The following is a 24,622-nucleotide window of genomic DNA, read 5'->3' on the forward strand; positions in this document are numbered from 1 at the left end:
TAATCGCGAAATCCGTCAGCTGATAACGGAAGGTAACTGACCGGACGACCGCCCCGATCGAACACGGTCGTCCCGCCTCAGGATTCGAGGGCCCTGAGGTAGGCGTCCAGGTCGGCGGCACCCTTGAGCATGGCGCGGCCCCGGGCGGACAGGCGGGCCTGCCAGTCGCGCAGGGTCGACTCCAGCGGGGCGACGCCTCCGGCGGAGCGCACCTGGGCGATCAGCGGCGCGATCTGCTCCAGCAGGTAGCCGCCCCGCCGCAGCTGGTGGGCCAGCCGGACGTCCCGTACGTCGGCCGCGCTGTAGACCCGGTAGCCCGTCTGCGGATCGCGGCGCGGCCGGACCAGCCCGGCGTTCTCCCATTTGCGCAGGGTGGCAGGGCGGATGCCGAGCCTCCCGGCCAGCGGGCCGATGAACGTGTCGCCGCGCTCCTGCGGCACGGGCGCCAGATCGCGGAGCGCGGCCTCGACGGCCTGGAGGGTGCGCCGGTCGTCGAGGAGCTGGCCGTGGCTCTCGTCGATGAGCCGCAGCGCGTCCTCGGTGGCGTCCCGGTTGACCGCCCGCATGATCGACGTGGCCGTCTGGTGGCCGTGCGCGGGCACGAGGGCGAGGAACGCGCGCAGGGCCTGGGCGTGCAGCGGCGTATAGGTGCGGTAGCCGTGGACGGTGCGTCCGGCGGCGGGCAGGATGCCGGCGTCCTCGTAGTTCCTGACCGCCTGCGTGGACAGGCCGTGCTCGCGCGCCAGGTCCACCGGCCTCATGGATGCACCACCGATTGAGGGTTGTTCGCGAAAGAAGCGGGACTTTCGCGGAAAAGTCTACACCGAATGTTCAAGGATACCGTTGAATGTATGGATATCAAGGACATTGCCCGGCCGCTCGACGGCGCGGGCGTCTCGGCCTTCCTCCGGTCGCTGCCCGCCCAGCCCCTGCTGCTCGGCCTGGGCGAGGCCCGGCACTTCGTGGGGGAGCTGGGCGAGGTGCGCAACGAGATCTTCCGGCACCTGGTCGAGCACGAGGGCTACCGGTCGTTCGCCATCGAGAGCGACTGCCTCATGGGCCTCGTGGTCGACGAGTACGTCGCGACGGGCGCGGGCACGCTCGACGACGTCATGGAACGCGGCTTCAGCCACAACTTCGGCACGTTCGCGGCCAACCGCGAGCTCGTGCGCTGGATGCGGGCGTACAACGAGGAGCATGAAGAAAAGCTCCGGTTCTACGGCTTCGACGGCCCTCTGGAGTACTGGGCGGCGAGCCCGCGCCAGGCGCTCACCGCCCTGTACGCCCTCCTCGACGGCCCGCTGCCCTGCACCAGGGAAACCCTCGACGCGCTGCTGGGCCCGGACGAGCGGTGGGCGAACGAGGCCTCGGCCATGGATCCGTCCCAGTCGGTCGGCCGGTCCGCCGACGCCCAGCGGCTGCGCCTGATCGCCGACGACCTGGTGGCGCTGCTCGACACGCAGGCGCCCCGGCTGGGCGCGGAGGACTGGGAGCGGGCGGCGCTGTACGGGCGCACCGCCACCGGCCTGCTCCGCTACCACTACTGGCTGGCCGACGCGTCCCCGGCGCGGTGGACCCGGCTGTCGGCCCTGCGGGACGCGATGATGGCCGCCAACCTGGGCGCCGTCGCCGAGCGCGGCCCCGCACTGGTCTTCGCCAGCAACCTCCACCTGCAGCGGAACAAGAGCCTCATGCCGTTCGGCGACCAGATGCTGGAGTGGTGGAGCGCGGGGGCGATCACCGCGAAGCACCTTGGTGACCGGTACGCCTTCCTGGCCTCGGCCTTCGGCGTGGTCGGCGACGACGCCCCGCACCCGGACACCGCCGAGGGCGTCCTGTCTACGCTCCCGTGGGATCAGGCTCTCATCGACGCCCGCCACCTGGCCGAGGCCGTCACCGAGCCTGCCAAGCGCGTTTCCCGCGATTTCGCCTATTTCCCGCTCGACCAGGCCCAGCTCGACATGATCGACGGCATCGTCTTCGTCAAGCAGGCCGTCAAGCTGGACTGGCCAGGGCGCGCGCCAGCCGAGGACGCCTGACACACCCCGCCAGTCACCGCAGGCGCCTCCCCACCTCGACAGCCGGTAGCGCGCCCGGGGTCGTCAGGCGGCGGCGCGGTCGCTGACGGGCCGGCGGCGGAGACCCGCCTGCTGGAGAGCCGGCGGCACGTGGACCTGGTCGAGCGTGCCGACGTCGGTGCCCGGCGGGACGATCTCGTCGATCCGGTCGAGGATCTCGTCGGTGAGTGCCACGTCGACGCCGGCGAGAAGGTCGTCGAGGTGGCTCATCGTGCGCGGCCCGACGATCGCGCTGGTCACCCCGGGATGAGCGATCGCGAACGCCATGGCGAGGTGGGTCAGGGGCAGGCCCGCCTCCTCGGCGAGCGAGACGAACCGTTCGACGACGTCGAGCCGGCGCTCGTCGTTGAGGTGCCGGAAGAAGCCGGCGCGGCGGAGCTCGTTCGGCCGGCCCTTGCGGACGCGACCCGTGAGCAGTCCCTGCCCGAGCGGCGCCCACACCAGCGTGCCCATCCCGTGGCGCTGGGCCACCGGCAGCACCTCGCGTTCGATGCCGCGGTCGAGCAGGGAGTACGGCGGCTGGTCGGTGTGGAAGCGCGCCAGAACGCGCCGCTCGGCGACCCACTGGGCTTCGACCATGTCGGACGCCGGCATCGAGGACGTGCCGATCGCGCGGACCTTCCCGCTGCGGATCAGGTCGGAGAGCGCGGAAAGCGTCTCCTCGATGTCGGTGGCGGGGTCGGGCCGGTGAATCTGGTAGAGGTCGATGTGGTCGGTCCGCAGGCGGCGCAGCGAGTTCTCGACCGCGGTCATGATCCAGCGCCGCGAGGCGCCCTGCTGGTTGGGGTCGTCACCCATCGGGCGGCTCACCTTGGTCGCGAGGACGACATTGTCCCGACGCCCCTTGAGCGCCTTGCCGACGACCTCTTCGGAGTCCCCGTAGACGTCGGCGGTGTCGATGAAGTTGATCCCCGCGTCCAGCGCCTTGTGAATGATGCGGGCCGAGTCGCCGGGGTCGGGGTTGCCGACGGACGTGGCGAACATCAAGGCGCCGAGCGCATAGGGGCTGACCTTGATCCCGGTCCGGCCGAGCGTGCGGTAGTGCATGGCGAGATATGCCCTTCTCCGTGAATGAACGTGCGGCACCCTTCGGGGCGTGCCGGTTCCAGCGTGCGGCGGTGCGGGCGGCGGCGGGAGAGACGCCCTTAGCCGGGGACGGGCCGTCCCTGGCTGTGCCCCCGCGTACCGGGCATGGTGGAGGGGTGGACAGAACCGAACTGGCCGACTTCCTGCGCCGTTGCCGTACCCGTCTCGCCCCTGCCGACGTCGGGTTGTCGCAGGGCGCGCGGCGCCGCACCCCCGGACTGCGCCGCGAGGAGGTGGCGCAGCTGGCGGGCATGTCCACCGACCACTACACGCGGCTCGAGCAGGCCAGGGGCTCGCGTCCGTCCCGCCAGATGCTCGCCGCCGTCGCCCGCGCGCTGCGGCTGACCGGCGACGAACGCGACCACCTCTTTTACCTGGCCGGCGAGGAGCCACCGCGCAACCACCGGCCGTCCACGGAGCACGTACGTCCCGGCCTGCTGCTCGTCCTCGACCGGCTGACCGACACTCCCGCCCAGGTGCTGAGCGACTGCGGCGACATCCTCGCCCAGAACGCGCTGGCCAAGGCGCTGCACGGCGACGCCTCCACCCGCCCAGAGGTGGACCGCAACATCGCGTGGCGCTTCTTCACGGACCCGTCCGCGCGGGAGCTCTTCCCGGCCGAGGACCGTGAGCGTGCCGCCCGCACAGCAGTGGCGGATCTGCGTGCGACGCTCGCCCGCCGCCCGGACGACGCGCGGCTGGCCGGGCTCGTACGCCGGCTCCGCGCCCGCAGCGAGGAGTTCGCGGCGCTGTGGGACACCCACCACGTCGCCGTACGCCGCGCCGACGCCAAACGTTTCCTGCACCCGGTCGTCGGCCTGCTGGAGCTCGACTGCGAGGTGCTGGCGAACCCGGAGCACGATCAGCGGCTGGTCATCTACTCCGCCCGTCCGGGCAGCAGGGCGTACGAGCGGCTGCAACTGCTGCGCGTGGTCGGCCTCCAGAACCTGAGACACGGCCAGGCGACACGTACGTGACGACCTGCGTCCCGGACGACGATGAAGGCGGCGGTGCGGCATAACGGCCGGGTCGCCGGGGAGGGGGAGGCGCGCTCAACCCCGGCTACATCCTCACCCGCCTGCAGCGGCACCTCGACGACGACACCATGCGCGCGTTCGGCGTGATGGACGGCGAGGGCAACGTGCGGGCCGTACTACAAGACTCCCGAGCAGGGGGCCGCCACCTCCGTCCTGCCGGCCGCCTCGCCTCTCCTGAAGGGCGTCACCGGCCGATACTTCGAGGACAACCAGGGGCGGCCCGCGGGCAGGGCGGCCCGCACGTCCTCCTCGCGAAATTGGTCCTGAAATGGCCTCAAGAATCGGCTCTTATCGCGTGTACCAATTCCTGTCAGGCTGAGGGGCATGACAACGACAGCGACCCGCTTCGACGGCCGGCTCCTCACGCCTGGCGACGCCGGCTACGACACCGCCCGTACTGTCTGGAACGCCATGGTCGACCGGCGTCCACGCATGATCGTCCGCGCGGCCGGCGTGGCCGACGTGGTCGCCGCCGTGCGGCTGGCCCGGGAACTGGACCTGGAGATCGGCGTGCGCTGCGGCGGTCACAACGTCGCCGGCTTCGCCGTTCCCGACGGTGGCCTCATGATCGACCTGGCGCCGATGGGCGGCGTGCGGATCGACCCGGCCCGTCGCCGGGCCCGGGTGCAGGGCGGCGCGCTGCTCGGCGCGCTGGACCGGGCGGCCCAGGCGTACGGCCTGGCCACCACCGCCGGCAACGTCTCGCACACCGGCGTCGGCGGGCTCACGCTCGGCGGCGGCATGGGCTGGCTGGCCCGCCAGTACGGCCTGGCCTGCGACAACGTCGTCTCCTACACGATGGTCACCGCCGAGGGGGACGTGGTGGCCGCGAGCCGCGAGCAGCACCCCGACCTGTTCTGGGGCCTGCGCGGCGGCGGCGGCAACTTCGGCATCGTCACCGAGTTCGAGTTCCAGCTGCATCGCACCGGCACGCGGACGCTGGTCGCCGAGTTCGACTTCCGCGCCGAGGACGCCGTCCCGGTCATCGAGGGCTGGCGTGACCTGAACGCCGTCGCGCCCCGGCAGGCGACGTTCACCGCCGGCGTCGGCGGCGGTCCCGCCGGCCCGATCGCCACGCTGGGGTTCGTGTGGGCCGGCGACCCGGCCGAGGGCCGCCGGCTGCTGCCCGCGATGCGGGCGCTCGGGCGTCCCGTCGCGTCGCGCGTCACCACGCCGTCGTACCTCGAACTCCAGCGACGTGACGACTCCACCGGCGGACACGCCTACCGCCGCTACTCCAAGGGGCACTACCTGCGCCGATTCCCCACCGAGGCGATCGAGGCGTTCCTGCTGCGGGGCGGCACCGACCTGAGCGCGAGCCCGTACCTGCCGGGCGTCGGCCTGCAGGCGCACGGCGGCGCGATCGACGACGTCCCGGAAGCGGACGCGGCCTTCAGCCACCGCGGCACGATGTTCGAGTTCGGAGCCGGGTCCCGCTGGACCGACCCGGCCGAGGACGACGCCAGGATGGGCGCCGCCCGCGACGCCGGGTCCGCACTCGAACCGTACGCGAGCGGGGTGTACGTCAACTCGTTGACCGCCGACGAGGTGGCCGACGGGCGGCGCGGCATCCGGCGGGCGTACTCGGCCGCCAAGCTGGCCCGGCTGACCGAGGTGAAGACCGCGTACGACCCGGGCAACGTGTTCCACCTGAACCAGAACATCCGCCCGGCGGACTGATGCGCATGCCCTGGATGGGCCGCCGGCGCAGCGGGTCAGGCCCCGCGTACTTCCCGGATGGCCGCCGCCAGCAGCGCGACCCCCTCGGCGATGGCGCTCTCGCTGAGAATGGCGTAGCCGAAGATGAGGCCACCCGGTCCGCCGCCGGAGATCCGGTACGGACCGACGCCGCGGATGCCGAGCCCGTGCCGGGCGGCGGCCGTCACCACCGCCGTCTCGTCGAGGCCGGGCGGGAGCCAGGCGACCACATGCTGTCCGGCGGCGACCCCGGCCGGCTCCAGATCGGGCAGGTGGGTGCGCAGGGCGTCCAGCAGCGCGTCACGGCGGCGGCGGTACACCGGACGCATCCGGCGCAGGTGGCGGTCGAATTCGCCGCGCGCCAGGAAGTCGGCGAACGTCAACTGGTCGATGACCGGCGAACCGCGGTCGGCGAGCACCTTCGCCGCGGTGACGTCGGCGACCAGCCGGGGCGGCACCACCAGCCAGCCGAGCCGCAGCCCCGGCGCGAGCGTCTTGCTGGCCGTGCCGCAGTAGACGACATGATCGGGCGCCAGGCCCTGCATGGCGCCCACCGGTGACCGGTCGTAGCGGTATTCGGCGTCGTAGTCGTCCTCGACCACCATCGCGCCGCGACGCTTCGCCCAGCGGATCACCGCGGCCCTCGCCGTGGCCGACAACACTCCTCCGGTGGGCCACTGGTGCGACGGCGTGAGCACGACCGCGTCGGCGTCGGCCCGATGGAGCGCATCGACCTGGACGCCGTCCGGACCCACCGGGATGCCGACCATGTCCAGGCCGGCGGCGCCGGCCAGCACCCGGGCGTCGTCGTTGGACGACGGGTCCTCCAGGGCGATCCGCCTGGCGCCGTGCTGGACGAGCACCTGGATCAGCAGCCCGATGCCCTGCCCGTAGCCGTTGCAGATCACCACGTTGCCCGGGACGGCGGCTGTGCCGCGCACCCGGTTGAGGTAGTCGCACAGGGCCTCGTGCAGTTCGGGCACGCCACGCCCGTCGAGGTAGGCGAACCGGTCGTTGGGCGCGGTGGTGAGCACGGAACGAACCGAGCGCAGCCAGGCGGCCCGCGGGAACTGCGACACGTCGGTGCGCCCGTACCCGAAGTCGACCCTGAAGTTCGCCCCGATGCCGGTCCCGATGCCGGTCCCGACGGCGGCCCCGATGGCGGTACCGCGCGCGGCCGGGCGCGCCGTGGACGCCGCGGCGCCCGCACCGGCGGCTGGCGGCATCGACGCGGCGACCTGGGTGTAGCCGCCCGACCGGCTGGCGAGGTAGCCCTCGGCCACGAGTTGCTGGTAGGCCTCCACGACCACCCCGCGGGAAACCCCGAGGCCGGCCGCGAGGGTGCGGGTCGGCGGCAGCGACGCGCCCGCCCGCAGCCGGCCGGCCTGGACGCTCGCCCGGATGGACGCCTCGATCTGCCGGTGCAGGGGCACCCCGGCGTCGCGGTCGAGCTCGATCAGCAGGTCCTCGGCCGGCCCGGTCCTCGATCGCCCCACGGATCGCACCTTATCGGCGTGTGCCGACTCCTACCAGGTGCTCTTCGTGGTGGTGCGACAATGTGCCCCCCGGTCTCGTGAGCCAGGTCGCCGCTTGACCTTCACATGGATGTGACGCCTTACCGTCCCAACCATCGCTGATCACGAAAGTGGGGAGATGTCGATGCCGAGTGCAGTGATCATTGGTGCGGGTCCGGGGATCGGGCAGGCTGTGGCTCGCCGGCTCGCGAGGGAGGGGCTGTCGATCACGCTGATCGCCCGGAGCGAGCGGACGCTGCGTACCGTGTACGAGGCGGTTGCTCCCCGTGGTGTTCCGGTTGTCACGGTGGAGGCCGACAGCACCGACCAGGCCGCGTTGAACGCCGCGCTCGACAAGGCTGTCAGCGAGCATGGCGTGCCGGACGTCGTCGTGTACAACGCCGCGATCATCCAGGCCGACGCGCCGGGCGAGCTGTCGGTACGTGCTCACATGGAGGCATGGGCGGTGAACGTGGTCGGCGCACTCAACGCCGCCGCCCACGTCGCGCCCGCGATGGCGGCACGAGGCAACGGCACGTTCCTCATCACGGGCGGCATGCCCGAGCCCAAGCCGCAGTACACGAGCCTCTCGCTGGGCAAGGCAGGCGTCCGAACCCTGGTCACGCTGCTCGACCGGGAGTACGGGCCCTCCGGGGTGCACGTGGCGAGCGTCACCGTGGCCGGCCCGGTCGCCCCCGGCACCGGCTTCGACCCGGATGACATCGCCGAGCACTACTGGCGGCTGCACACGCAGCCACGACACCAGTGGGAGCGGGAAGCTCTGCACGCCGGCAGCTCGAGATGACCGGCTCCGTGGCCACAGATGTGCTCACCGGGCTGCTTCACCGCTGGCAGCGGGCCTTCAACGAACACAAGCCGGCCGAGATCGCTTCGCTGTTCAGCCGGGACGCGCTCTTCCAGGGCATCAGTCCGCGGCTGCGACGCGGCCCGCAGGAGATCTCCGAATACTACGGCAGGGTCACCCGCGGCACGACGGCACAGGCCAAGGTGCTGTCCGCCGCCCGGTTGAGCCAGGCGGTCGTGCATGGATTCGCGGAGGTGACCTTCACCGCACCCAACGGTGACATCCATCTGATCTGCCTGTCCGTCGTAGCCGGACAAGCGGATGGCACCTGGCTCATCCACCAGTATCACGCCGCCACACGCAACTGACTCGAGGTCATCACTCACAGGCCATGTCTCCCGGCGACGCGGTCAAGACCAGAAGGCCGCGCCGGTCCGGGCTAGCTGGTGGCGCGCCAGGACAGGGACAGGCCGGTGGCGGCGCGTTCGGTGCGGATCTCCATCATGGTGCCCAGGATGGTGGCGTGGTCGGACACCAGGGGAACGGCGTCGGGCGTGTAGGCGATCCGGGTGCTTTCGAGCACGGGGCTGCCCTCGGGCTCGTGGAGGCGGCGGGCGGCGGCGGGGCCGAGCAGGCCCGGCCGGACCACCTCCGACGCCCGGGCGACCGCCACTCCCGCGTCGGCGAGGGCCGTGTAGAGGGAGACGGCGGTGAAGTCGCGCTCGCGGATCTCGTCGGCCACCGGCCGGCGGACCCAGGACACCTGGTGGACGGCGGGACGGCCGGCGAACTCGCGCACCCGCTCCAGCCGCAGGGCGGTGTCGCCGGGCCGCAGCCGCAGCTCCGCGGCGATCGGGGCCGGGGCCCGCCGCATCGCCCGCCCGGCCACCACGGTGCGCACGTCGTGGCCCTGCTCGCGCAGATCGTCGGCCAGGCTGCGGAGCGAGCCGAGCTGGTACGCCAGATGGGGCGGGGCCACGTACGTGCCCCTGCCGGGCCGCTGCACGATCAGCCTCTCGTCGCTGAGCTCCCGCAACGCCTGGCGCAGCGTCATGAGGGTCACCCCGTAGGAGGCGCTCAGCTCCCGCTGCGGCGGCAGGGCCTCGCCGGGGGCGTAGTGTCCCGACCGGATCTTCGCGGCGAGGTCGGCGGCGATGGCGCGGTATCTCGCCTCGTGCCCGGCGTCGGGGGTCATCGTGGTGCGTCACTCCTGGTCGAGGGCCCGCCGCAGGGTCGCGAGGAAGGCCAGCAGATCGTCCGGCCCCGCCCCGTCGAGCACCCGCCGCATGACCGCGGCGCCGACCACCACGCCGTCGGCGTGCCGGCCGGCCTCCCGCGCCTGGTCGGGCGTGGAAATGCCAAATCCTAGCAAGACCGGCCGGTCGGTGCCCCGCCTGATCCGCGCGGTGAGCTCCGCCGCCGAGGCGGCGAGTCCGGCCCGCTCGCCGGTGGTGCCCATCAGCGACACCGCGTAGACGAATCCCCGGCTGCGGCGCGAGATCTCCTCCAGCCTCGGCTCCGGCGTGGCCGGCGACGCCAGCAGGACCAGCTCGATCCCGGCGGCGGCCACCTCGGTCAGCTCGCCGGCCTCGTGCACCGGCAGGTCGGGCACGATCAGACCGCTGACCCCGGCTCGGCGCAGCGCGGCGCAGAACGCCTCGTCCCCGTCGTGCAGCACCAGGTTGTAGTAGGTGCTGGCGACCAGCGGCACGCCCAGGTCCGGGAGCTCGGCCAGGTCGGCGAGGATCCGGCGCGTGCTCGCCCCCCGGGCCAGCGCCGTGTCGTTCGCCTGCTGGATGGTGACGCCGTCCAGCGTGGGGTCGGAGAAGGGCAGGCCGACCTCGATCGCGTCCGCGCCGGCGGCGGCGAACGCCCGCAGGTAGTCCGTCCAGCCGGGCGTGATCCCCCCGGTGACGTACGGCATGAGCAGGCCGCGGCCCGCGTCCCGGCGGGCACGCAGGTGGTGTTCGACCGTGCCCGCGGCCAGGGTGGGGTTCGTCATACCAGCTCCTTCAGCGTGGAGATGTCCTTGTCGCCCCGGCCGGACAACGTCATCAGCACCGTCGATCCGGCGGGCAGCTCGCCGCCGCCCGCGGCCCGGATCACCCAGGCCAGGGCGTGCGCCGATTCGAGCGCCGGGACGATGCCCTCGGTGCGCGCCAGGCGCACCGCCGCGCCGGCGGCCTCGCCGTCGGTCACCGTGACGTACCGGGCCCGGCCGAGATCACTAAGGTGGGCGTGCTCGGGGCCGACCCCCGGGTAGTCGAGCCCGGCGGCGATGGAGTGCGCCGGGGTGATCTGCCCGTCGTCGTCCTGGAGGAACAGCGAGCGGCAGCCGTGCAGGACGCCGGGCCGGCCGCGGGCCGCTCCCGCGCCGCCCTCCGCCTCGACACCGACCAGGCGCGCCGTGGTGTCGGCGAATCCGGCGAACGTGCCGGCCGCGTTGGAGCCGCCGCCCACGCACGCGACCACGTGATCCGGCACGCCGGTCCGCAGCTCGGCGGCGCACTGCCCGCGGGCCTCCTCGCCGATGACCCGCTGGAACTCCCTGACCATCCACGGGTACGGGTCCGGCCCGATGACCGAGCCGACGCAGTAGTGGGAGTCGCCGGTGACGCCCACCCAGTGCCGCATGGCCTGGCTGGTCGCGTCCTTGAGGGTACGGCTGCCCGTGGTCACCGGGACCACCTCGGCGCCCAGCATGCGCATCCGGAACACGTTCAGTGCCTGCCGCTCGATGTCGCGCTCGCCCATGAACACCGTGGCCTCCAGCCCGAGCAGCGCGGCGGCGGTCGCGGTGGCCACCCCGTGCTGGCCCGCCCCCGTCTCGGCGATCAGCCTGCGCCGTCCCATCCGCGCGGCGAGCAGGGCCTGGCCCAGCACGTTGTTGATCTTGTGTGATCCGGTGTGGGTGAGGTCCTCGCGCTTGAGGTACAGCTGCACGCCCAGCTCCTGCGACAGCCGCCGGGCCGGTGTGAGCGGGGTCGGACGTCCGGCGTTCAGGGCGAGCAGTTCCGCCAGGTCGCCGCGGAATCCCGGGTCCGCCCACGCCTCCCGGAACGCCTCCTCCACCTCGCGGCACGCCTCCACCAGCGACTCCGGCGCGTACCGCCCGCCGAATTCGCCGAACCGGCCCCGCTCCCGCGGCTCGCCCATCGTCCCCGTCGATGGGACGGGCTCCCGCCCTGACGACACGTATCGCATCCCGCACACCTCCTTCGTTCTATAACTCTTCTGAGAGTTCTATAACAGTGAGCATGGCACGGGTGGCGCGGGCCGGACAAGGGGGGAGCGCGAGCCCTTGTCAGGCGCGAGCCCTTGTCAGGGGAGCTCGCACAGCTTGTCGCCACCGGTGATGTCGTCGAGAACGCGCCGGAGGTGCCGCATCCGGCGTTCGGCCTCCTCGACGAGCCGCTCGGTCAGGTGCTGCCAGTCGACGGTGCCCGACAATGTCGACCTCGCGGTGGCCGCGGCCGTGGTGCACGACGCGACGACCGCCCTGGCCCTGTTCGACACCACGAAAGTGGGCCGACGGGACGAGGTGCTGGTGGTCGGAGCCAGCGGAGGCCTGGGAGTGTTGTGCGTGCAACTCGCCCGCGCCCGCGCGGCGAAGGTGGTCGCGGTCGCCCGCGGCGCGAAGCTGGCGCGGCTCGAGCAGTTCGGCCCCGACGCGCTGATCGATGCGGATCAGCGGGACTGGCTCGATCAGGCTCGGGCGGTGTTCGGCGGACACGGCGCCGACGTGGTGCTGGACAACATCGGCGCTCCGATCGGCGAAGCCGCATCGACGCTGCTCGCCCGCGGCGGCCGGTTCTCCGCGCACGGCGCGGCCAGCGGTCGTTTCTCTGGCGTCGACCGGCAGGTGGCCGACGCGCTGGACCTCTCGGTGACCGGCATCGAAGCGGCGCAGCTCGCCGGCCGTGACCGTACGCGCTACATCGAGCAGGCGCTGCGCGAGGTGGCCGCGGGTGTGATCGCGCCGGTCATCGGGCAGACGTTTCCGCTCGATCAGGCCGGGGCGGCCCATGCCGCGATCGAGAGCCGCACCGTGTTCGGCAAGACTCTGATCACCGCCGGTGGTGGTCCGGCACTGGCGTAGCCTGTCGCCATGCCCGGTGGACCGGCTCGTTTCGGCGGGCGAGATGATGTCGCCCTCGCGACGGGAAAGCCAGGCGGCCGGCCGTCGCGGCGGCGCTGACACGGGCTCACGTCCCGCTCGCGCCGCCGCGGAGCGGCGGAAACCGGATCGTCAGCCGTGGTCGCGGCGGCGGACGTACAGGCGGCGGCCCCGCGGGCCGGTCCATTCCAGCCGGACGACGCCGGGTACGGCGGCCTCATCGCGGCGCGAAGGATCGGCCCAGTAGCCGAAGCGCGGGTTGCGGAAGAACGTCGCCCAGAGCCGGCCGTCGTGGTCCTTGAAGATGTTGTTGTGGCCGGCCCCGACGCCCATGGTCCACCGTTCCGAATACGGCCCCTCGAAGCGGTCGGAGACGGCGACGACCGCGTCGTAGTGGTACTGCGCGCGGCCCTCGCCAGGCGGGTCGTAGGCGTAACGGGTGCTGCCGTCGGGGTTGGCCGAGCTGCGGTTCCAGGCGGCGTGCAGGAGGTAGTACTTGCCGCCGTGCTTGAACACGTACGCGCCTTCGAGGTACGGCTCGGGCGTGTAGGGCGTCTGCCGGAAGGCCGGGAGGCCGGTCACCGGGACGATGTCCTCCATGTCGTCCCTGAACCTGGCGTACAGGTGGTTGTGCAGCACCAGCCACGCGTCGCCGCCCTCGGTGTAGAGGCTGCCGTCGATGTGGTGGTACGCGCCGGGCTCGATGAAGCCGGGCCCGCCGATGAAGGAGTCGCCGAAGGGCTTGTCGTGGTTGCCCTCCACGAGCCGGTACGGCCCTTCGACCCCGCCCTCGCTCACCAGCATGAACGAGCCGACCTTCCGGGAGTGGTCGCCCATGCACGCCACGATGTACCACTTGCCGCGGAAGTGGTGCACCTCCGGGGCCCAGGCCGCGGCCCGCTTGCCGAACTGCTCGTCGTTCCAGTACTCCTGCCACGGGGCGACCACCACCCGCCCTGGCTTGTTCTCGCCGGCGAACTCGGGCGACCAGACCTTGCCCTTCTCGGCGCCGGGCCGGACGCGCGTGGTGTCCGCCAGCCGCCACGGCCCCCGCAGGGACGAGGACACCCAGACGAAGATGCCGTCGTTCCACGGGGCCGGCCCGGCCTGGCCGGCCGCCCGGGTGGTGCCCGTGGCGACGTAGACCGGGCGGCCGTCCACCACGAAGCAGTTCACGTAGGTGTCCCGCATCCACACCCGGCCCAGCTCCTCGTCCCTGGGACGCAGCTCCAGCGGGAGGATGAAGGAGTTGTCCGCGCGCGGCCACAGGTCGAGGCGGGTGTCGGCGAGGCCGTAGGGCTCGGGGTCGGGCCAGTTGGAGGGTTGTCTCCGCATCGAGGCGGCCTCCGCGCTCGCGGGCAGCGCCGCCGCCCCCACCACTCCTGCGGCCCCGGCCAGCAGGAATCTCCGGTTCACCTGCGGCTCGTTTCCGGCATCAGTCATCGGTCACGTCCTCTCGCGTCAGCCACTGCCCTGCGGCCGGCATGCCGAGAGTCTGCCGAAGTCTGTGGATTTACGTCAATAAGTCGGAAGAAATAGCGGTGTTCTGCATGAGGCGCGCGCGTAGGTGTTCTGCATGAGGCGCGCGTACGGAGTCAGGCGAGGATCCTCACGATGTTCGTGAACAGGCCGGGCAGGCGGCGGGCGGCGGGCACCACCAGCCGGGCCGTGCCGGGGCGGCGGGCGGCCTGCACCAGCGCGCCCGTCAACAGCCGGTGCGTGCGAGAAAGCCGCAGCCACGCGCCGTCGTAGTCCTCGGGCCGGTCCTCGGCCAGGCACCTGACCAGCACTTCGGCCGAGCGCACGGCCAGCGAGACGCCCTCGCCGGTGAGCGCGTCCACGTAGCCGGCGGCGTCCCCGACCAGCAGGACGCGTCCTGCGCGGCGGGCACGCACCGCCTGGCGCAGCGGGCCCGCGCCGCGCACCACGGTGACGGCCGGGCCGTGCAGGCGGCGGCTCAGGCCGGGGAAGTCGCGCAGGTGCTCGTCGTAGCGGCGCCGCACCGAGCTGAGGATCGCGACGCCGATCAGGTCGCCGGCGACGGGCGTGACGTAGGCTTCGCCGGAGCGCGACCAGTGGACCTCGACGAAGTCGGTCCACGGTTCGATCCTGTAGTGCCTGCGCTGGCCGTACCTGCGGGGTCCGCGCGCGGGCAGGCCGAGGCCGAGGGAGCGGCGCAGCGGGGAGTGCAGCCCGTCGGCGGCCACCAGCCAGCGGGCCCGCAGCCCGGCGGCCCGCACGCCGTCCCGGTCCTGCTCCACGCGGGTGATCTTGCCGGTGACCGTCTTGACGCCCAGCTCGGCGGCCCGTCGCGCGAGCGCCGAGTGCAGGTGCGTACGGCGCACGCCCAGGCCGGGAGCGGCGGCGAAGGCGGCCCGCACCTCCCGCCGGCCGTCGAGGTAGTGGATGCCGCGAAACTCGTGTCCCTCGACCTCGACCCCCATCGCCGCCAGTGCCGCCACCCCGCCCGGCATGACGCCCTCGCCGCACGCCTTGTCCACGGGCCCGGCCCGCGGCTCGACGACGACCGCCTCCATCCCGGCCAGCGCCGCGTGCACGGCCGTCGCCAGCCCCGCCGGGCCGCCGCCCGCGACGAGCACGTCGATCACGCCGTCACCGCTCGGACGCGAGGGTGAGAGCCGCGTTCTCGCAGCGGATCCGCACCACCATCAGCACGGCGTTGAGCACCGTGAACGCCAGTGCGGTCATCCAGGCCGTGTGCACCAGCGGCAGCGCGAGCCCTTCGACCGCCACCGCCACGTAATTCGGATGCCGCAGCCACCGGAACCGGTAGGGTCCGCGCGTCACCAGCGGCAGGCCGGGCACCACGATCACCTGCGTGTTCCAGCGCGGCCCGAGCGAGGCGATGCACCACCACCGCAGCCCCTGGGCGGCCACGACGAGGGCGAGCATCGGCCAGCCGAGCGCGGGCAGGAAGGGCCGCTGCGCCAGCACGACCTCCAGCGGCGCGCAGACGAGCAACCCCGTGTGCAGGGCCACCATCCACGGATAGTGACCCTGACCGGAGACGACACCGCCGCGTGCCATGCTCCACGCGGCGTTGCGCCGGGCGACGACCAGCTCGGCCAGACGTTCCAGGCCGACCAGCACGACGAGCGCCAGATACCAGGTCATAAGGCAAGCACCAGCAATCGGGTCATGAGCACGGGGGCACGGTCACCAGCGGATCAGGACGAGTTCCGAGCAGAAGCCCGGCCCCATGGCGATGATCAGTCCCCAGGCTCCCGGCTCCGGCCGCCGGGTGGCGAGGGTGTCACCGAGCACCTGCAGGACCGAGGACGAGGACAGGTTGCCGTTGGCCGCCAGCGAGCGCCACGTCACGTCGAGCGCGTCCGCGGGCAGGGCGAGCACGTCCGACACGGCTTCGAGCACCTTCGGCCCGCCGGGATGGCACACCCACGCCGTCACCTCCCCGGCCGTCAACCCGTGCTCGGCCAGGAAGCCGTGCACGTCGTCGGCCAGGTACCGCCGTACGACCTCCGGGACGCTCGCGTCCAGCATCACCCGGAACCCGGTGTCGCCCACCTGCCAGCCCATGACGTGCTCGGAGCCCGGGTACAGGTGGCTGCGCGTGGCCACCACCGTGGGACCGGCCGTCTCGCGTCCGCCGCCGCAGGCCACCACCGCGGCCGCGCCGTCGCCGAATAATGCGCTGGCGACCAGGTTGGCGGGCGAGGAGTCGCCCCGCTGGACGGTGAGCGAGCACAACTCCACCGACAGCAGCACGGCCACGTGGTCCGGCCAGCCGCGCAGGTAGTCATGAACCCTGGCGATGCCCGCCGCTCCGGCCACGCAGCCCAGACCGAAGACGGGCACCCGCTTGACGTCGGGCCGCAGTCCGAGCGCCGCCGCCAGGCGGGCGTCGACGGACGGCGCGGCGATGCCGGTCACCGACGTGAACATGATCATGTCCACGTCGGCCGGCTCCAGTCCGGCCGCGTCCAGCGCGGCCTTCACGCTTTCGAGCCCCAGGTCCACGGCGACCGAGACGAAGGCGTCGTTGGCGGCGCCGAAGCCATTGAGCTTCTCGTACTGCTCGACGGGCAGCGCGAGGTGGCGGTAGTCCACCCGGGCGCTGCGGTGCAGGCGGTCGAGGAGGCGCCGGTCGCCGTTCTCCGGCAGGCAGATGCGGGCGGCCATGTCGGTGAGCTCTGACTGGGGGTAGCGGTGGGGAGGGAAGGCACAACGGACTGCGGCGATACGGGTCATGCAGTTCTCCCTCGTCAGCCGACAACTCCTGCTTCCCGCACGTTTCCCGTCCGACTGGTCGTTTAAGCCACGCTGGGACGGCGGAGTTCGCGCCGAACACCTGCCCGAGCACGCCAGGGATGCCGCTGAGCACCACGGAATTCCGGCGGCCATCGCCCGGACTACGATCACCTTGTGACTGAGCGCGATCCCGCGGTCGTGCGCGACGGGCCGGGCCGGCCGGCCGTCGGGCTGGTGCTCGCGTGCCACCCCGGCCCGACCCTGGCCGTGACCGCTCTGGTCACGGCGCTGGCCGTGGCCACGGGACGCGACGCGACCGGGTGCGTGCTGGCGGGCGCGGCCGTGCTGACGGGGCAGCTCTCGATCGGCTGGTGCAACGACGCGATCGACGCCGAGCGCGACGCGGCGGCCGGGCGCTCGGGCAAGCCCGTCGCGGGCGGCACGGTGAGCGCGCGTGCCGTCCGCATCGCCGCTCTTGTGGCGCTGGCCTGCTGCGTGCCGCTGTCGCTGGCCTCCGGCTGGCTGGCGGGCGCCCTGCACCTCGTCGGCGTGCTGGCGGCCTGGGGGTACGACCTCGGGCTGAAGGCGACGCTCCTGTCGTGGGCGCCCTACGCCGTGGGGTTCGGCGTGCTGCCGGCCTTCGTGACGCTGGGCCTGCCCGGCGAGCCGTGGCCCGCGTGGTGGGCGGTCCTGGCCGCCGCGCTGCTCGGAGTGGGCGCACACCTGGCCAACGTGCTGCCGGACATCGCGGGTGACCTGGACACCGGCGTACGCGGCTGGCCGCAGCGCATGGGCGCCTCCCGCGTACGGCTTCTGGTCCCCGTGCCGCTGCTGGCCGCCACCGGCCTGCTCGTCTTCGGCCCCGGAGGCGCGCCCGGCGTGGCGGGCTGGCTGGCCGTGGCCGCCGCCTCGGTCCTCGCGGCCACGGGGCTGCTGGGGGCCAGGTCGTCACGGGTGCCGTTCGTCACCGCCGTCGCCGTGGCGGCCGTGGACGTGATCCTCCTGGTCGCCGGCGGCGCCTCGCTCACCGCGTGACGTGGCCGCGCTCCACAGCGCCGCCGCCGCGAAGCTGGATCCCGCGGGCTGCCCGGCCAGCAGCGCGCGCAGGGTTTGGATGACCGGCGTGAACGGGGGTGGCGTCTGAACATGTCAATAGTGCCAGCGTTCCGCGTCGCCTTTCATCGCTGTATCAAGTGCGCTCTTCAAGCGCGGGCGCTACTGCAGTTGGTCGCGGCGGCGGGTGAGGTAGGCGGTCTCGCCGGTGTTGCTGGCCAGCTCGATGGCCCGGTCGTAGGCCGCGCGTGACTGCTGACTTTGGCCCAGCCGGCGCAGCAGGTCGGCGCGGGTGGCGTGGTAGGCGTGATAGCCGGTCAACGCCTCGGCAAGGCGGTCAACAATGGCCAGTGCCACCTCCGGCCCGTCGAGCTCGGCCACGGCGATGGCCCGGTTGAGGGCGATGATCGGCGAGGGGTCGAGACGGACGAGCTGGTCGTAGAGGGCGAGGACCTGCGACCAGTCGGTGTCGCGGATGTCGCGGGCGGAGGTGTGCACCGCGTTGATCGCGGCGAGGATCTGGTAGCGACCCGGAGCCACCCCGGCAGCGGCAGCGGCCAGGCGCTCGCGCACCAGCCGATGACCTTCGGCGATCAGTTCCGCGTCCCAGGCCCCACGGTCCTGCTCGTCGAGCGGGACCAGTTCGCCGTTCGCCGAGATCCGGGCGGTGCGGCGGGCGTCGGTGAGCAGCATCAGCGCCAGCAGCCCGGCCACTTCTCCGTCCTGCGGCAGGAGCGCGCGGATCAGGCGGGTGAGCCGGATCGCCTCGGTGGTCAGGTCGTGCCGTACGGGATCGGTGTCGGGGCCGCTGGCCAGGTAGCCCTCGTTGAAGACGAGGAATAGGACGGCGAGTACGCCGGAGACACGAGCCGGCAGATCGTCGGCGGACGGCATCCGATAGGGGATGCGAGCCGCCTTGATCTTGGCCTTCGCGCGGGTGATGCGCCGCTCCATGGTCGTCCCCTGCACCAGGAAGGCACGGGCGATCTCGGGCACGGTCAGACCGCCGACCATGCGCAGCGTCAACGCCACGCGCGCTTCCATCGCCAGCGCCAGGTGACAGCAGGTGAAGATCAGCCGGAGCCGATCGTCATGGATGGCGCCGACAGGCTCGGGCGGGTCGTCGTACGTCATCTGAGCCTCCCTGTGCTTGTCGTCGCGCTTGTTCTCACGCCGGATCCGGTCGATGGCCTTGCGGCTGGCGGTTGTGGTCAGCCACGCGCCGGGATTGGGCGGTACGCCGTCGGCCGGCCACCGCTCCACGGCGGTCGCGAACGCCTCGGCAGCCGCCTCCTCGGCGATGTCGAGGTCACCGAAACGCCTGGTCAGGGCGGCCACCACCCGCGCCCACTCGTCGTGGTGGGCCCGGGTGATCGCCTCCTCGACGTCGCTCACAGGAACGGCCGCACCTCGACCTTCCGATCGCAGACCTTCGACGCCTCGGCGGCGAGCTTGAGCGCCACATCCAGATCGGGGGCCTCCCACACCCAGACGCCGGCGAGGTACTCCTTCGACTCCACGAAAGGCCCGTCGCTGAACACCGCCTGCTCGCCCCGGTTGTCGATGACCGTGGCCGCGTCGGTGTCCGCGAGTCCGCCCGAGAAAACCCAGTAGCCCTCGGCGATCAGTCGTTCGTTGAACGCGCTGATGGCAGGCCGCCTGTCCGTGCTGCCGGAATTGCTCTTGTCATGGATCACGGAAACCAGGTACCGCATCTGAAGATCATCTCCTGTGGTGTCAAGACAGCGTGGTTCGGTGGTCAGAGACTTCAGGCCGTTGCATACCGCGGGCGCCCGGCCGGCCGGTAGGCCTGGATCGTCACGCCCTTGGAGTCGACCCGCGACTCGACCAGGTCGAGCGCAAGATCCGGACCGGTCTGCGGGAACAGTCTCGCGCCCTGGCCGAGGATCACCGGGATCACGATCAGAATCATCTCGTCGACCAGGTCGTTCTCCAGCAGCCACTGGGTCAGGATGCCACTGCCGTGCACCTGCAGCTCACCCCCGGGCTTGGCCTTCAGCTCACTGATGGTCGCCGCGAGGTCACCGCGGAGAACGGTCGTGTCCTCCCAACGCGGCGCGGTGAGCGTGGTCGAGGCAACGTACTTGGGGGCCTCGTTCAAGGCCACGCCGATGGGATGTGCGCGCATCTGGTCGATTGATCCCCAGGAGCCGGCGAACAGCTCGTAGGTGCGCCGGCCGAACAGGAACGCCTCGGCGCGCTGGTAGGTCTGCGTGATGAACGTCCTGGTCTCGTCGTCGCCCTTCCCCCGGGCCCATCCGCCGCGCTCGAATCCGTTCCTGCGGTCATCCGACGCGGCGCCGTTTCCCTGCATCACTCCATCGATGGTGACCTGAGTCATGGTCGTCAGCTTCATGATCGCGGTTCCTTTATCTAGGCGCCGCCTCCTTGCGGGCGGCCTCACCCCTGCTACGAACACCACCGCCCCGATCCGACACCTCCTCCCGGACTTCTTGAAAAATTTTCCGGGACGCCGGTCGTCAGCGATCCGACAGCACGACAGTGTCGCGGCGACCGCGCTCCACCTCCTCAAGTGCGCCCAGTGCGGACAAGCTCGTGGACCAGGTCGATCGCGAAGATCCTGACCAGTGGTGGCGGGCGTCGAACGGCTCGGGCGCGTGGGCAACCTCGTCGGTGGCGTAGCCGCCGGGCGGCGGCACCTTGCCGTAGCCGAGCCGACCCAACTCGCGCGCGGTCGCGGTCCCGATTCCCCGGCTGGCTCCGCCGACCAGCGCCACCTGCTTGCTGTTCATCTGTCTCTCCTGACTCGTCGTACGAAGATGCGAGAGACGCTAGGTTTGGGCTTACATTTTGTAAGTACGCACCTTCGGGCCGTAGAGATAGCGGTAGGTGAGCAGGCGGACGAGAGCGATGCCCGGTGGATCAGTGACACGTTCCACAGTGACTGCCCCGGGCGGGAGGTGATGGAACATGTCACCGGACGGTGGGTGCCTCTGATCCTGGCCGCCCTGACGCCTGGGCCGATGCGCTTCTTCGAGTTGCGCCAGCGCATCGAGGGCATCAGTGAGAAATGCTCTCCGCCAAACTGCGCACCCTTGTCCGCGACGGGCTGGTAGAGCGCACCGTCGAGCCAACCACGCCGCCGCAGGTCAGCTATGAGCTGACCGAGTTGGGTACAGCGCCAACCGCTGCTCCTGGGTTCCTCAACCCCGTCGTTGCTACGGGGACCCCGTTCACCGCGCGGCGCGCAGGGATCCGCGCAGCCACCGCATCCCCACGGCCAGCGCGAGCGGGGCGGGCACCGTACCGGCCCCGAGTCCCACCTCCACCAGCAGGTCGAACACCTCCTTGCGGCGCGCCGCGGTCGCGATCGCCGCGTCGATGAAACCGGGGGACTGGGCCAGGCGGGCCAGCACGTCGGTGGTGCGCAGGTGCCGTCCGAGCGCTGCACGCAGCTTGCTCCGGTACAGCGTCAGCGGATCGCCCGGCGACTCCACCGCCGCCTCTGCCGCCAGCCGCCCGGACAGCAGCGCGTAGTAGATGCCCTCGCCGGTGAGCGGGTTGATCAGGCCCGCGGCGTCACCGGCGAGCAGGACCCGTCCAGCGCCGGGCGCCGGCCGTCCGGTCGAGAGCGGCAGGTGGTGGGCGCGCAGATCGCGGGGGTGCCGCTCGGGCAGCAGCTCGGCGAGCCTGCCGTGCAGCACCTGACGCCCTGGCGCTCCCGCCGCGCGCAGCTTCGGCAGCAGCATGCCGAAGCCGACGTTCGCGGTGCCGTCGCCGATGGGGAACGACCACGCATAGGCCGGCCAGCCCGCCTTCTGCATGGCGATGAGCTGCACATCGTCCTCCTCGGGCACGTCGGCGTAGCCGCGCACGGCGATGGCGGTGTGCTTCTCGGCGGGGGAGGGCAGGCCGATCAGGCGGCGCACGACCGAGCCCGCCCCGTCGGCGGCCACCACCGTACGGGCCCGCAGCCCTCCGTCGATGACCACGCCGGACCCGTCGATGGTGAGATCCCTGACACGGTGCCGGCGTACCTCGACACCCCTGGCCCGCGCGGCGGCCACCAGACGGGCGTCGAACACCCGGCGCGGCACCACGTGATTGGGCCGCCCGGCCTCGGCGGAGACCCGCACGCCGCCCGGCGAGACCACGGTCAGGCGGGGCGTGGGCCGGTAGTCGTCGATGAGCGCGGGCACGCCCAGCCGGGCCAGCTCGTCGCGCCCGTGGGCGGCGATGCCGTCGCCGCACGGCTTGTCGCGGGGAAAGTCGGCCCTGTCGAGCAGCAGCACCCGCAGCTGGGGGCGCAGTTGCACGGCCCGCAGCGCCGCCGCCGAGCCCGCCGGTCCCGCTCCCACGATCGCCACGTCCCACATGCGCTCCATGCGAGGTCTGTCCCACCGCACGCACGATCGGAAACTCCTCACGCTCCGCGGGCCGCTCGGCGTACGTCACACCATGCTGACCTGCGGGGCGGCCATGCCCAGGGCGATCGACCACGCCACGTGGCCGAGCGTTCGTTCACGAGCGGTTCGTCGGACGCTTGGACCGCGCCTTGGGGCTGGCCGCAGTGGCGATCGTGGCCGGGTGTCGGTCATTGACGCGGGATGTCGATCCCAGCCGCGCGCAGCTTCGCCTCGACCAGCGCGTTCAACCGGGCGATGGCCGGCGCTTGGTCTTCCCGGTGGTGGTCGATCAACCCGTACCGGGCGGCGGCGTCGGCCCGGCTCTGAGACCCGGTCGGCGGTGCCGGCAGCGCGCGGTCGGCCAGTAGCTTGTCGGCCAGCGCGGACGCCAGTTCCTCGATCCGCGGGTCGTCGGGATCCCAGGACATCGCATCGGCGCCGCGCTTGGTCAGCTCGACGAGTTCGGGATCGTCGAGCGAGTTTTCGAGCCGGGTCAGGAAGCTGTCGAAGATCTCCGGAACCAGTGCCTGGGCCAGCACCAGAGCCTCCCGTTGGGCGGCCACGTAGTCGGGGCTGAAGCCACGTTCGGCGAGTCGGTCCAAGACCGCGCGGGCCCGGTCGGGTAGCAGGGTCCGGTCACCGTGGGCGAGCCGGTGCAGCGTGTCGCGGCGCGCGATCAGGTCCTCGATCCGTTCGGTGAGCCGCCGCTCGACGTCGTCCAGGGAGGCGGCGAATTCCTCGGGGTCGGAGTCGAACAGGTCACCGATCTCGGCCAGCGGCACGCCGGCCTCGGCCAGCGTCCGGACCTGGACCAGCCGCAGCAGGTCGGCCGACCGGTAACGCCGGTAGCCCGACCCGTCCCGTTCCGGCTCGGCGACCAGGCCGAGCCGGTGATAGTGCCGCACGGTCTTGATCGTGACGCCGACGAACGCCGCCGCCTGACCGATCGTGAGCCCGTCTGCCATCGGCTTGGCGCACCTCCAGGTCGCGGGTGGCTGCGGTCTCGCACACCGCGTCGGCGACGGCCCAAAAGTCCGTGCACGGGATCGAGCCGTGGTCGCCGGCGACCGTCGCATTCACCTTGGGGTACGGGTGGCGGGCGATCATAGGGCGAGGGTAGCGCGTAGCTGTTCCAGTCCATCACCGCGCCGGACCGCGCGGACCGCGGCCCAACCGCTGGCCCAGGCCCCGGGGACACCTGAGATCGGCGCAGATCAGCTCGTGATCGCGACAGTGTTGACCTTGACCTTAGGACAGGGTGCACGCTCATCGCATGGCCGCCTGGATGGGGCCGGTAACAACCAAGGCCGCCGTGAGATCGAACGCTGGAGACAAGAAGATTCATGATGAGGCAGAGCAACAGCGGCTTCTCCGATGCGGGGCTGCGCAGACTGCGCGAGGTGATGGCACGCCATGTCCAGTCCGGAAAGATTCCCGGGCTGGTCGCCCTGGTCAGCCGGGGAGGCCAGACGCACGTCGAAGCGCTCGGGACGATGCGGCATGACGGTGGCGCGCCGATGCGCCGATGCACGATCTTTCGGATGGCCTCGGTGTCCAAGCCGGTCACGATGGCCGCGGCGATGGTCCTGCTCGACGAATGCCGGATACGGCCGGACGACCCGGTCGATGAGTGGCTGCCCGAACTGGCCAACCGGAAGGTGCTGAAACGGCCCGGCGGCCCGCTGGAGGACACCGTGCCGGCCCACCGGCCGATCACCGTACGAGACCTGCTCACCTCAACGTTCGGGCTCGGAATGGATTTCGACCTACTGGACTCTCCGATCAGCGCCGCGACGTTTGAGGCGACCGACTACGGCGTGGCGTCCGGACCGGCGCCTGAGCCGGACGAATGGATGCGTCGCCTCGGCGAGCTCCCGCTGTCGTACCAGCCCGGACAGCGGTGGCAGTACGACCTCAGCCACGAAGTGCTCTGCGTGCTCGTTGCCAGGGTCACCGGTCAGCCGTTCGGGACGTTCCTGCGCGAACGCATCCTCGATCCGCTGGGCATGACCGACACCGGTTACCATGTGCCCGCCGACAAGATCGACCGGCTACCACCCCTGTACGGGCCCGACCCGCAGACCGGAGAGTTCCTGGTGTGGGACGAGGCCGCAGACGGACGGGTCAGCCGGCCTCCGGTGTTCCAGGGGTGCGCACTGGTCTCCACTGCCGACGACTACCACGCCTTCTTCCGGATGCTGCTGAACAGGGGCATGCACCAGGATCAGCGGATCCTGTCCCGGCCCGCCGTCGAGTTGATGACCATCAACTGCCTCACGCCCGCGCAACAGGCCGCCCGCGACACGATGTACAGGAACATCGCCCATCTGTCGTCCGGGCTGGGGTTGCACGGCGGCTGGGGCTTCGGAATGGCGGTGCGCACCTACTGCCGCGACTACGCGCCCATCGGCCAGTTCGGCTGGGACGGCGGAACCGGCACCACCGTCTACGCCGACCCGACCAACCAGCTCACCGGAATCCTGCTCACCCAGGTCGGGATGTCCACCCCGGATCCGGCGCGGCTGTTCCACGACTTCTGGACCACCCTCTACCAGGCCATCGACGACTGACACCGAGCGCGGACGCCAGCAGGGTGGGGAATCCATCCGCACCATC

Annotated in this window: 25 protein-coding genes and 1 pseudogene; 9 read left to right on the forward strand and 17 right to left on the reverse strand. The window is 71.9% G+C overall.

Annotated elements, in window-relative coordinates; all coding sequences use genetic code 11:
* Window positions 1-77: 77 nt before the first annotated feature.
* Window positions 78-761: a TioE family transcriptional regulator gene (locus tag ABGB01_RS03565; protein WP_347770231.1), complete on the reverse strand. Its 684-nt coding sequence runs from the start codon at window positions 759-761 to the stop codon at window positions 78-80.
* Window positions 762-851: 90 nt separating this feature from the next.
* Here ABGB01_RS03565 and ABGB01_RS03570 point away from each other — a divergent pair, with 90 nt between their 5' ends.
* Complete coding sequence (locus ABGB01_RS03570; RefSeq protein WP_347770233.1) at window positions 852-2,039, forward strand: erythromycin esterase family protein; 1,188 nt, start codon at window positions 852-854, stop codon at window positions 2,037-2,039.
* A gap of 63 nt (window positions 2,040-2,102) precedes the next feature.
* Here ABGB01_RS03570 and ABGB01_RS03575 read toward each other — a convergent pair whose 3' ends face one another.
* Window positions 2,103-3,125, reverse strand: a complete 1,023-nt coding sequence (locus tag ABGB01_RS03575) for an aldo/keto reductase (RefSeq protein WP_347770235.1) — start codon at window positions 3,123-3,125, stop codon at window positions 2,103-2,105.
* Between the two features lie 155 nt (window positions 3,126-3,280).
* Between ABGB01_RS03575 and ABGB01_RS03580 the strand changes: the two genes are divergently transcribed.
* On the forward strand, window positions 3,281-4,141 hold the full coding sequence (locus ABGB01_RS03580; protein ID WP_347770237.1) for a helix-turn-helix transcriptional regulator: 861 nt from the start codon (window positions 3,281-3,283) through the stop codon (window positions 4,139-4,141).
* Between the two features lie 384 nt (window positions 4,142-4,525).
* Window positions 4,526-5,881, forward strand: a complete 1,356-nt coding sequence (locus tag ABGB01_RS03585) for an FAD-dependent oxidoreductase (RefSeq protein WP_347770239.1) — start codon at window positions 4,526-4,528, stop codon at window positions 5,879-5,881.
* Window positions 5,882-5,916: 35 nt separating this feature from the next.
* Here ABGB01_RS03585 and ABGB01_RS03590 read toward each other — a convergent pair whose 3' ends face one another.
* A complete protein-coding gene (locus ABGB01_RS03590; RefSeq protein ID WP_347770241.1) occupies window positions 5,917-7,395 on the reverse strand; it encodes a PLP-dependent aminotransferase family protein in 1,479 nt (492 codons plus the stop codon).
* Between the two features lie 163 nt (window positions 7,396-7,558).
* Here ABGB01_RS03590 and ABGB01_RS03595 point away from each other — a divergent pair, with 163 nt between their 5' ends.
* Both ABGB01_RS03595 and ABGB01_RS03600 read left to right on the forward strand, forming a co-directional pair.
* The gene (locus ABGB01_RS03595; protein WP_347770243.1) at window positions 7,559-8,218 is read left to right on the forward strand and encodes an SDR family NAD(P)-dependent oxidoreductase; all 660 of its coding nucleotides are present in this window, start codon (window positions 7,559-7,561) and stop codon (window positions 8,216-8,218) included.
* 8 nt (window positions 8,219-8,226) lie between these two features.
* Window positions 8,227-8,586: an SgcJ/EcaC family oxidoreductase gene (locus ABGB01_RS03600; protein WP_347770245.1), complete on the forward strand. Its 360-nt coding sequence runs from the start codon at window positions 8,227-8,229 to the stop codon at window positions 8,584-8,586.
* A gap of 71 nt (window positions 8,587-8,657) precedes the next feature.
* Here ABGB01_RS03600 and ABGB01_RS03605 read toward each other — a convergent pair whose 3' ends face one another.
* The 4 genes from ABGB01_RS03605 to ABGB01_RS03620 form a co-directional block, all read right to left on the reverse strand.
* Window positions 8,658-9,413, reverse strand: a complete 756-nt coding sequence (locus tag ABGB01_RS03605) for a GntR family transcriptional regulator (protein WP_347770247.1) — start codon at window positions 9,411-9,413, stop codon at window positions 8,658-8,660.
* Between the two features lie 9 nt (window positions 9,414-9,422).
* Window positions 9,423-10,220 carry a tryptophan synthase subunit alpha gene (trpA, locus tag ABGB01_RS03610; protein WP_347770249.1) on the reverse strand — a complete coding sequence of 266 codons (798 nt, stop codon included), beginning with the start codon at window positions 10,218-10,220 and terminating at the stop codon, window positions 9,423-9,425.
* Window positions 10,217-11,374, reverse strand: coding sequence for a tryptophan synthase subunit beta (trpB, locus tag ABGB01_RS03615; RefSeq protein WP_347771228.1), 1,158 nt, complete (start codon window positions 11,372-11,374; stop codon window positions 10,217-10,219). The genes trpA and trpB overlap by 4 nt, the downstream gene beginning before the upstream one ends.
* A 165-nt stretch (window positions 11,375-11,539) precedes the next feature.
* Entirely contained in the window at window positions 11,540-11,668 is a 129-nt protein-coding gene (locus tag ABGB01_RS03620) for a hypothetical protein (protein ID WP_347770251.1), read from the reverse strand.
* On the opposite strand from ABGB01_RS03620, the gene ABGB01_RS03625 reads away from it, so the two are divergent.
* The gene (locus ABGB01_RS03625; RefSeq protein ID WP_347770253.1) at window positions 11,658-12,317 is read left to right on the forward strand and encodes a zinc-binding dehydrogenase; all 660 of its coding nucleotides are present in this window, start codon (window positions 11,658-11,660) and stop codon (window positions 12,315-12,317) included. The two genes, ABGB01_RS03620 and ABGB01_RS03625, sit on opposite strands and share 11 nt — an antisense overlap.
* A 150-nt stretch (window positions 12,318-12,467) precedes the next feature.
* On the opposite strand, the gene ABGB01_RS03630 is transcribed toward ABGB01_RS03625, so the two are convergent.
* From ABGB01_RS03630 to ABGB01_RS03645, 4 genes are all read right to left on the reverse strand, one after another.
* Window positions 12,468-13,778: a family 43 glycosylhydrolase gene (locus tag ABGB01_RS03630; protein WP_347770254.1), complete on the reverse strand. Its 1,311-nt coding sequence runs from the start codon at window positions 13,776-13,778 to the stop codon at window positions 12,468-12,470.
* Window positions 13,779-13,930: 152 nt separating this feature from the next.
* Window positions 13,931-14,944 (reverse strand): NAD(P)/FAD-dependent oxidoreductase, encoded by a 1,014-nt coding sequence (locus ABGB01_RS03635; protein WP_347770256.1) that lies wholly within the window; start codon window positions 14,942-14,944, stop codon window positions 13,931-13,933.
* A gap of 4 nt (window positions 14,945-14,948) precedes the next feature.
* Window positions 14,949-15,470 (reverse strand): isoprenylcysteine carboxylmethyltransferase family protein, encoded by a 522-nt coding sequence (locus ABGB01_RS03640; protein ID WP_347770258.1) that lies wholly within the window; start codon window positions 15,468-15,470, stop codon window positions 14,949-14,951.
* Window positions 15,471-15,512: 42 nt separating this feature from the next.
* Window positions 15,513-16,565, reverse strand: a complete 1,053-nt coding sequence (locus tag ABGB01_RS03645) for a 3-oxoacyl-[acyl-carrier-protein] synthase III C-terminal domain-containing protein (RefSeq protein ID WP_347770260.1) — start codon at window positions 16,563-16,565, stop codon at window positions 15,513-15,515.
* Window positions 16,566-16,739: 174 nt separating this feature from the next.
* Between ABGB01_RS03645 and ABGB01_RS03650 the strand changes: the two genes are divergently transcribed.
* Complete coding sequence (locus tag ABGB01_RS03650) at window positions 16,740-17,600, forward strand: UbiA family prenyltransferase (RefSeq protein WP_347770262.1); 861 nt, start codon at window positions 16,740-16,742, stop codon at window positions 17,598-17,600.
* Between the two features lie 180 nt (window positions 17,601-17,780).
* Here the strand turns inward: ABGB01_RS03650 and ABGB01_RS03655 are convergent, their stop codons facing one another.
* The 4 genes from ABGB01_RS03655 to ABGB01_RS03670 form a co-directional block, all read right to left on the reverse strand.
* Window positions 17,781-19,013, reverse strand: a complete 1,233-nt coding sequence (locus ABGB01_RS03655; protein WP_347770264.1) for a DUF6596 domain-containing protein — start codon at window positions 19,011-19,013, stop codon at window positions 17,781-17,783.
* Complete coding sequence (locus ABGB01_RS03660) at window positions 19,010-19,333, reverse strand: YciI family protein (RefSeq protein ID WP_347770266.1); 324 nt, start codon at window positions 19,331-19,333, stop codon at window positions 19,010-19,012. The genes ABGB01_RS03655 and ABGB01_RS03660 overlap by 4 nt, the downstream gene beginning before the upstream one ends.
* Before the next feature lie 53 nt (window positions 19,334-19,386).
* Window positions 19,387-19,995, reverse strand: a complete 609-nt coding sequence (locus ABGB01_RS03665) for a dihydrofolate reductase family protein (protein WP_347770268.1) — start codon at window positions 19,993-19,995, stop codon at window positions 19,387-19,389.
* A 124-nt stretch (window positions 19,996-20,119) separates the two neighbouring features.
* A complete protein-coding gene (locus tag ABGB01_RS03670) occupies window positions 20,120-20,392 on the reverse strand; it encodes a hypothetical protein (protein ID WP_347770270.1) in 273 nt (90 codons plus the stop codon).
* Between the two features lie 171 nt (window positions 20,393-20,563).
* Here ABGB01_RS03670 and ABGB01_RS03675 point away from each other — a divergent pair.
* Window positions 20,564-20,769, forward strand: a pseudogene (locus ABGB01_RS03675) (helix-turn-helix domain-containing protein); the annotation flags it as partial.
* Window positions 20,770-20,833: 64 nt separating this feature from the next.
* Here the strand turns inward: ABGB01_RS03675 and ABGB01_RS03680 are convergent.
* Window positions 20,834-21,985 carry an NAD(P)/FAD-dependent oxidoreductase gene (locus ABGB01_RS03680; RefSeq protein WP_347770272.1) on the reverse strand — a complete coding sequence of 384 codons (1,152 nt, stop codon included), beginning with the start codon at window positions 21,983-21,985 and terminating at the stop codon, window positions 20,834-20,836.
* Window positions 21,986-22,194: 209 nt separating this feature from the next.
* Complete coding sequence (locus ABGB01_RS03685; RefSeq protein ID WP_347770274.1) at window positions 22,195-22,971, reverse strand: MerR family transcriptional regulator; 777 nt, start codon at window positions 22,969-22,971, stop codon at window positions 22,195-22,197.
* Between the two features lie 381 nt (window positions 22,972-23,352).
* Between ABGB01_RS03685 and ABGB01_RS03690 the strand changes: the two genes are divergently transcribed.
* Window positions 23,353-24,576, forward strand: a complete 1,224-nt coding sequence (locus ABGB01_RS03690) for a serine hydrolase domain-containing protein (protein WP_347770276.1) — start codon at window positions 23,353-23,355, stop codon at window positions 24,574-24,576.
* The last annotated feature ends 46 nt before the right edge of the window (window positions 24,577-24,622 follow it).

Origin of the sequence: Nonomuraea sp. B5E05, from assembly GCF_039880665.1 — a bacterium.
In the GTDB taxonomy this organism is placed as follows: domain Bacteria; phylum Actinomycetota; class Actinomycetes; order Streptosporangiales; family Streptosporangiaceae; genus Nonomuraea.

Coding starts and splice junctions, on each gene's coding strand:
- ABGB01_RS03565 (WP_347770231.1), bottom strand. CDS start 761: ATGAGGCCGGTGGACCTGGCGCGCGAGCACGGCCTGTCCACGCAGGCG.
- ABGB01_RS03680 (WP_347770272.1), bottom strand. CDS start 21,985: ATGGAGCGCATGTGGGACGTGGCGATCGTGGGAGCGGGACCGGCGGGC.
- ABGB01_RS03585 (WP_347770239.1), top strand. CDS start 4,526: ATGACAACGACAGCGACCCGCTTCGACGGCCGGCTCCTCACGCCTGGC.
- ABGB01_RS03605 (WP_347770247.1), bottom strand. CDS start 9,413: ATGACCCCCGACGCCGGGCACGAGGCGAGATACCGCGCCATCGCCGCC.
- ABGB01_RS03660 (WP_347770266.1), bottom strand. CDS start 19,333: ATGCGGTACCTGGTTTCCGTGATCCATGACAAGAGCAATTCCGGCAGC.
- ABGB01_RS03665 (WP_347770268.1), bottom strand. CDS start 19,995: ATGAAGCTGACGACCATGACTCAGGTCACCATCGATGGAGTGATGCAG.
- trpA (WP_347770249.1), bottom strand. CDS start 10,220: ATGACGAACCCCACCCTGGCCGCGGGCACGGTCGAACACCACCTGCGT.
- ABGB01_RS03595 (WP_347770243.1), top strand. CDS start 7,559: ATGCCGAGTGCAGTGATCATTGGTGCGGGTCCGGGGATCGGGCAGGCT.
- ABGB01_RS03690 (WP_347770276.1), top strand. CDS start 23,353: ATGAGGCAGAGCAACAGCGGCTTCTCCGATGCGGGGCTGCGCAGACTG.
- ABGB01_RS03645 (WP_347770260.1), bottom strand. CDS start 16,565: ATGACCCGTATCGCCGCAGTCCGTTGTGCCTTCCCTCCCCACCGCTAC.
- ABGB01_RS03640 (WP_347770258.1), bottom strand. CDS start 15,470: ATGACCTGGTATCTGGCGCTCGTCGTGCTGGTCGGCCTGGAACGTCTG.
- ABGB01_RS03575 (WP_347770235.1), bottom strand. CDS start 3,125: ATGCACTACCGCACGCTCGGCCGGACCGGGATCAAGGTCAGCCCCTAT.
- ABGB01_RS03685 (WP_347770274.1), bottom strand. CDS start 22,971: ATGGCAGACGGGCTCACGATCGGTCAGGCGGCGGCGTTCGTCGGCGTC.
- ABGB01_RS03670 (WP_347770270.1), bottom strand. CDS start 20,392: ATGAACAGCAAGCAGGTGGCGCTGGTCGGCGGAGCCAGCCGGGGAATC.
- trpB (WP_347771228.1), bottom strand. CDS start 11,374: ATGGGCGAGCCGCGGGAGCGGGGCCGGTTCGGCGAATTCGGCGGGCGG.
- ABGB01_RS03570 (WP_347770233.1), top strand. CDS start 852: ATGGATATCAAGGACATTGCCCGGCCGCTCGACGGCGCGGGCGTCTCG.
- ABGB01_RS03630 (WP_347770254.1), bottom strand. CDS start 13,778: ATGACTGATGCCGGAAACGAGCCGCAGGTGAACCGGAGATTCCTGCTG.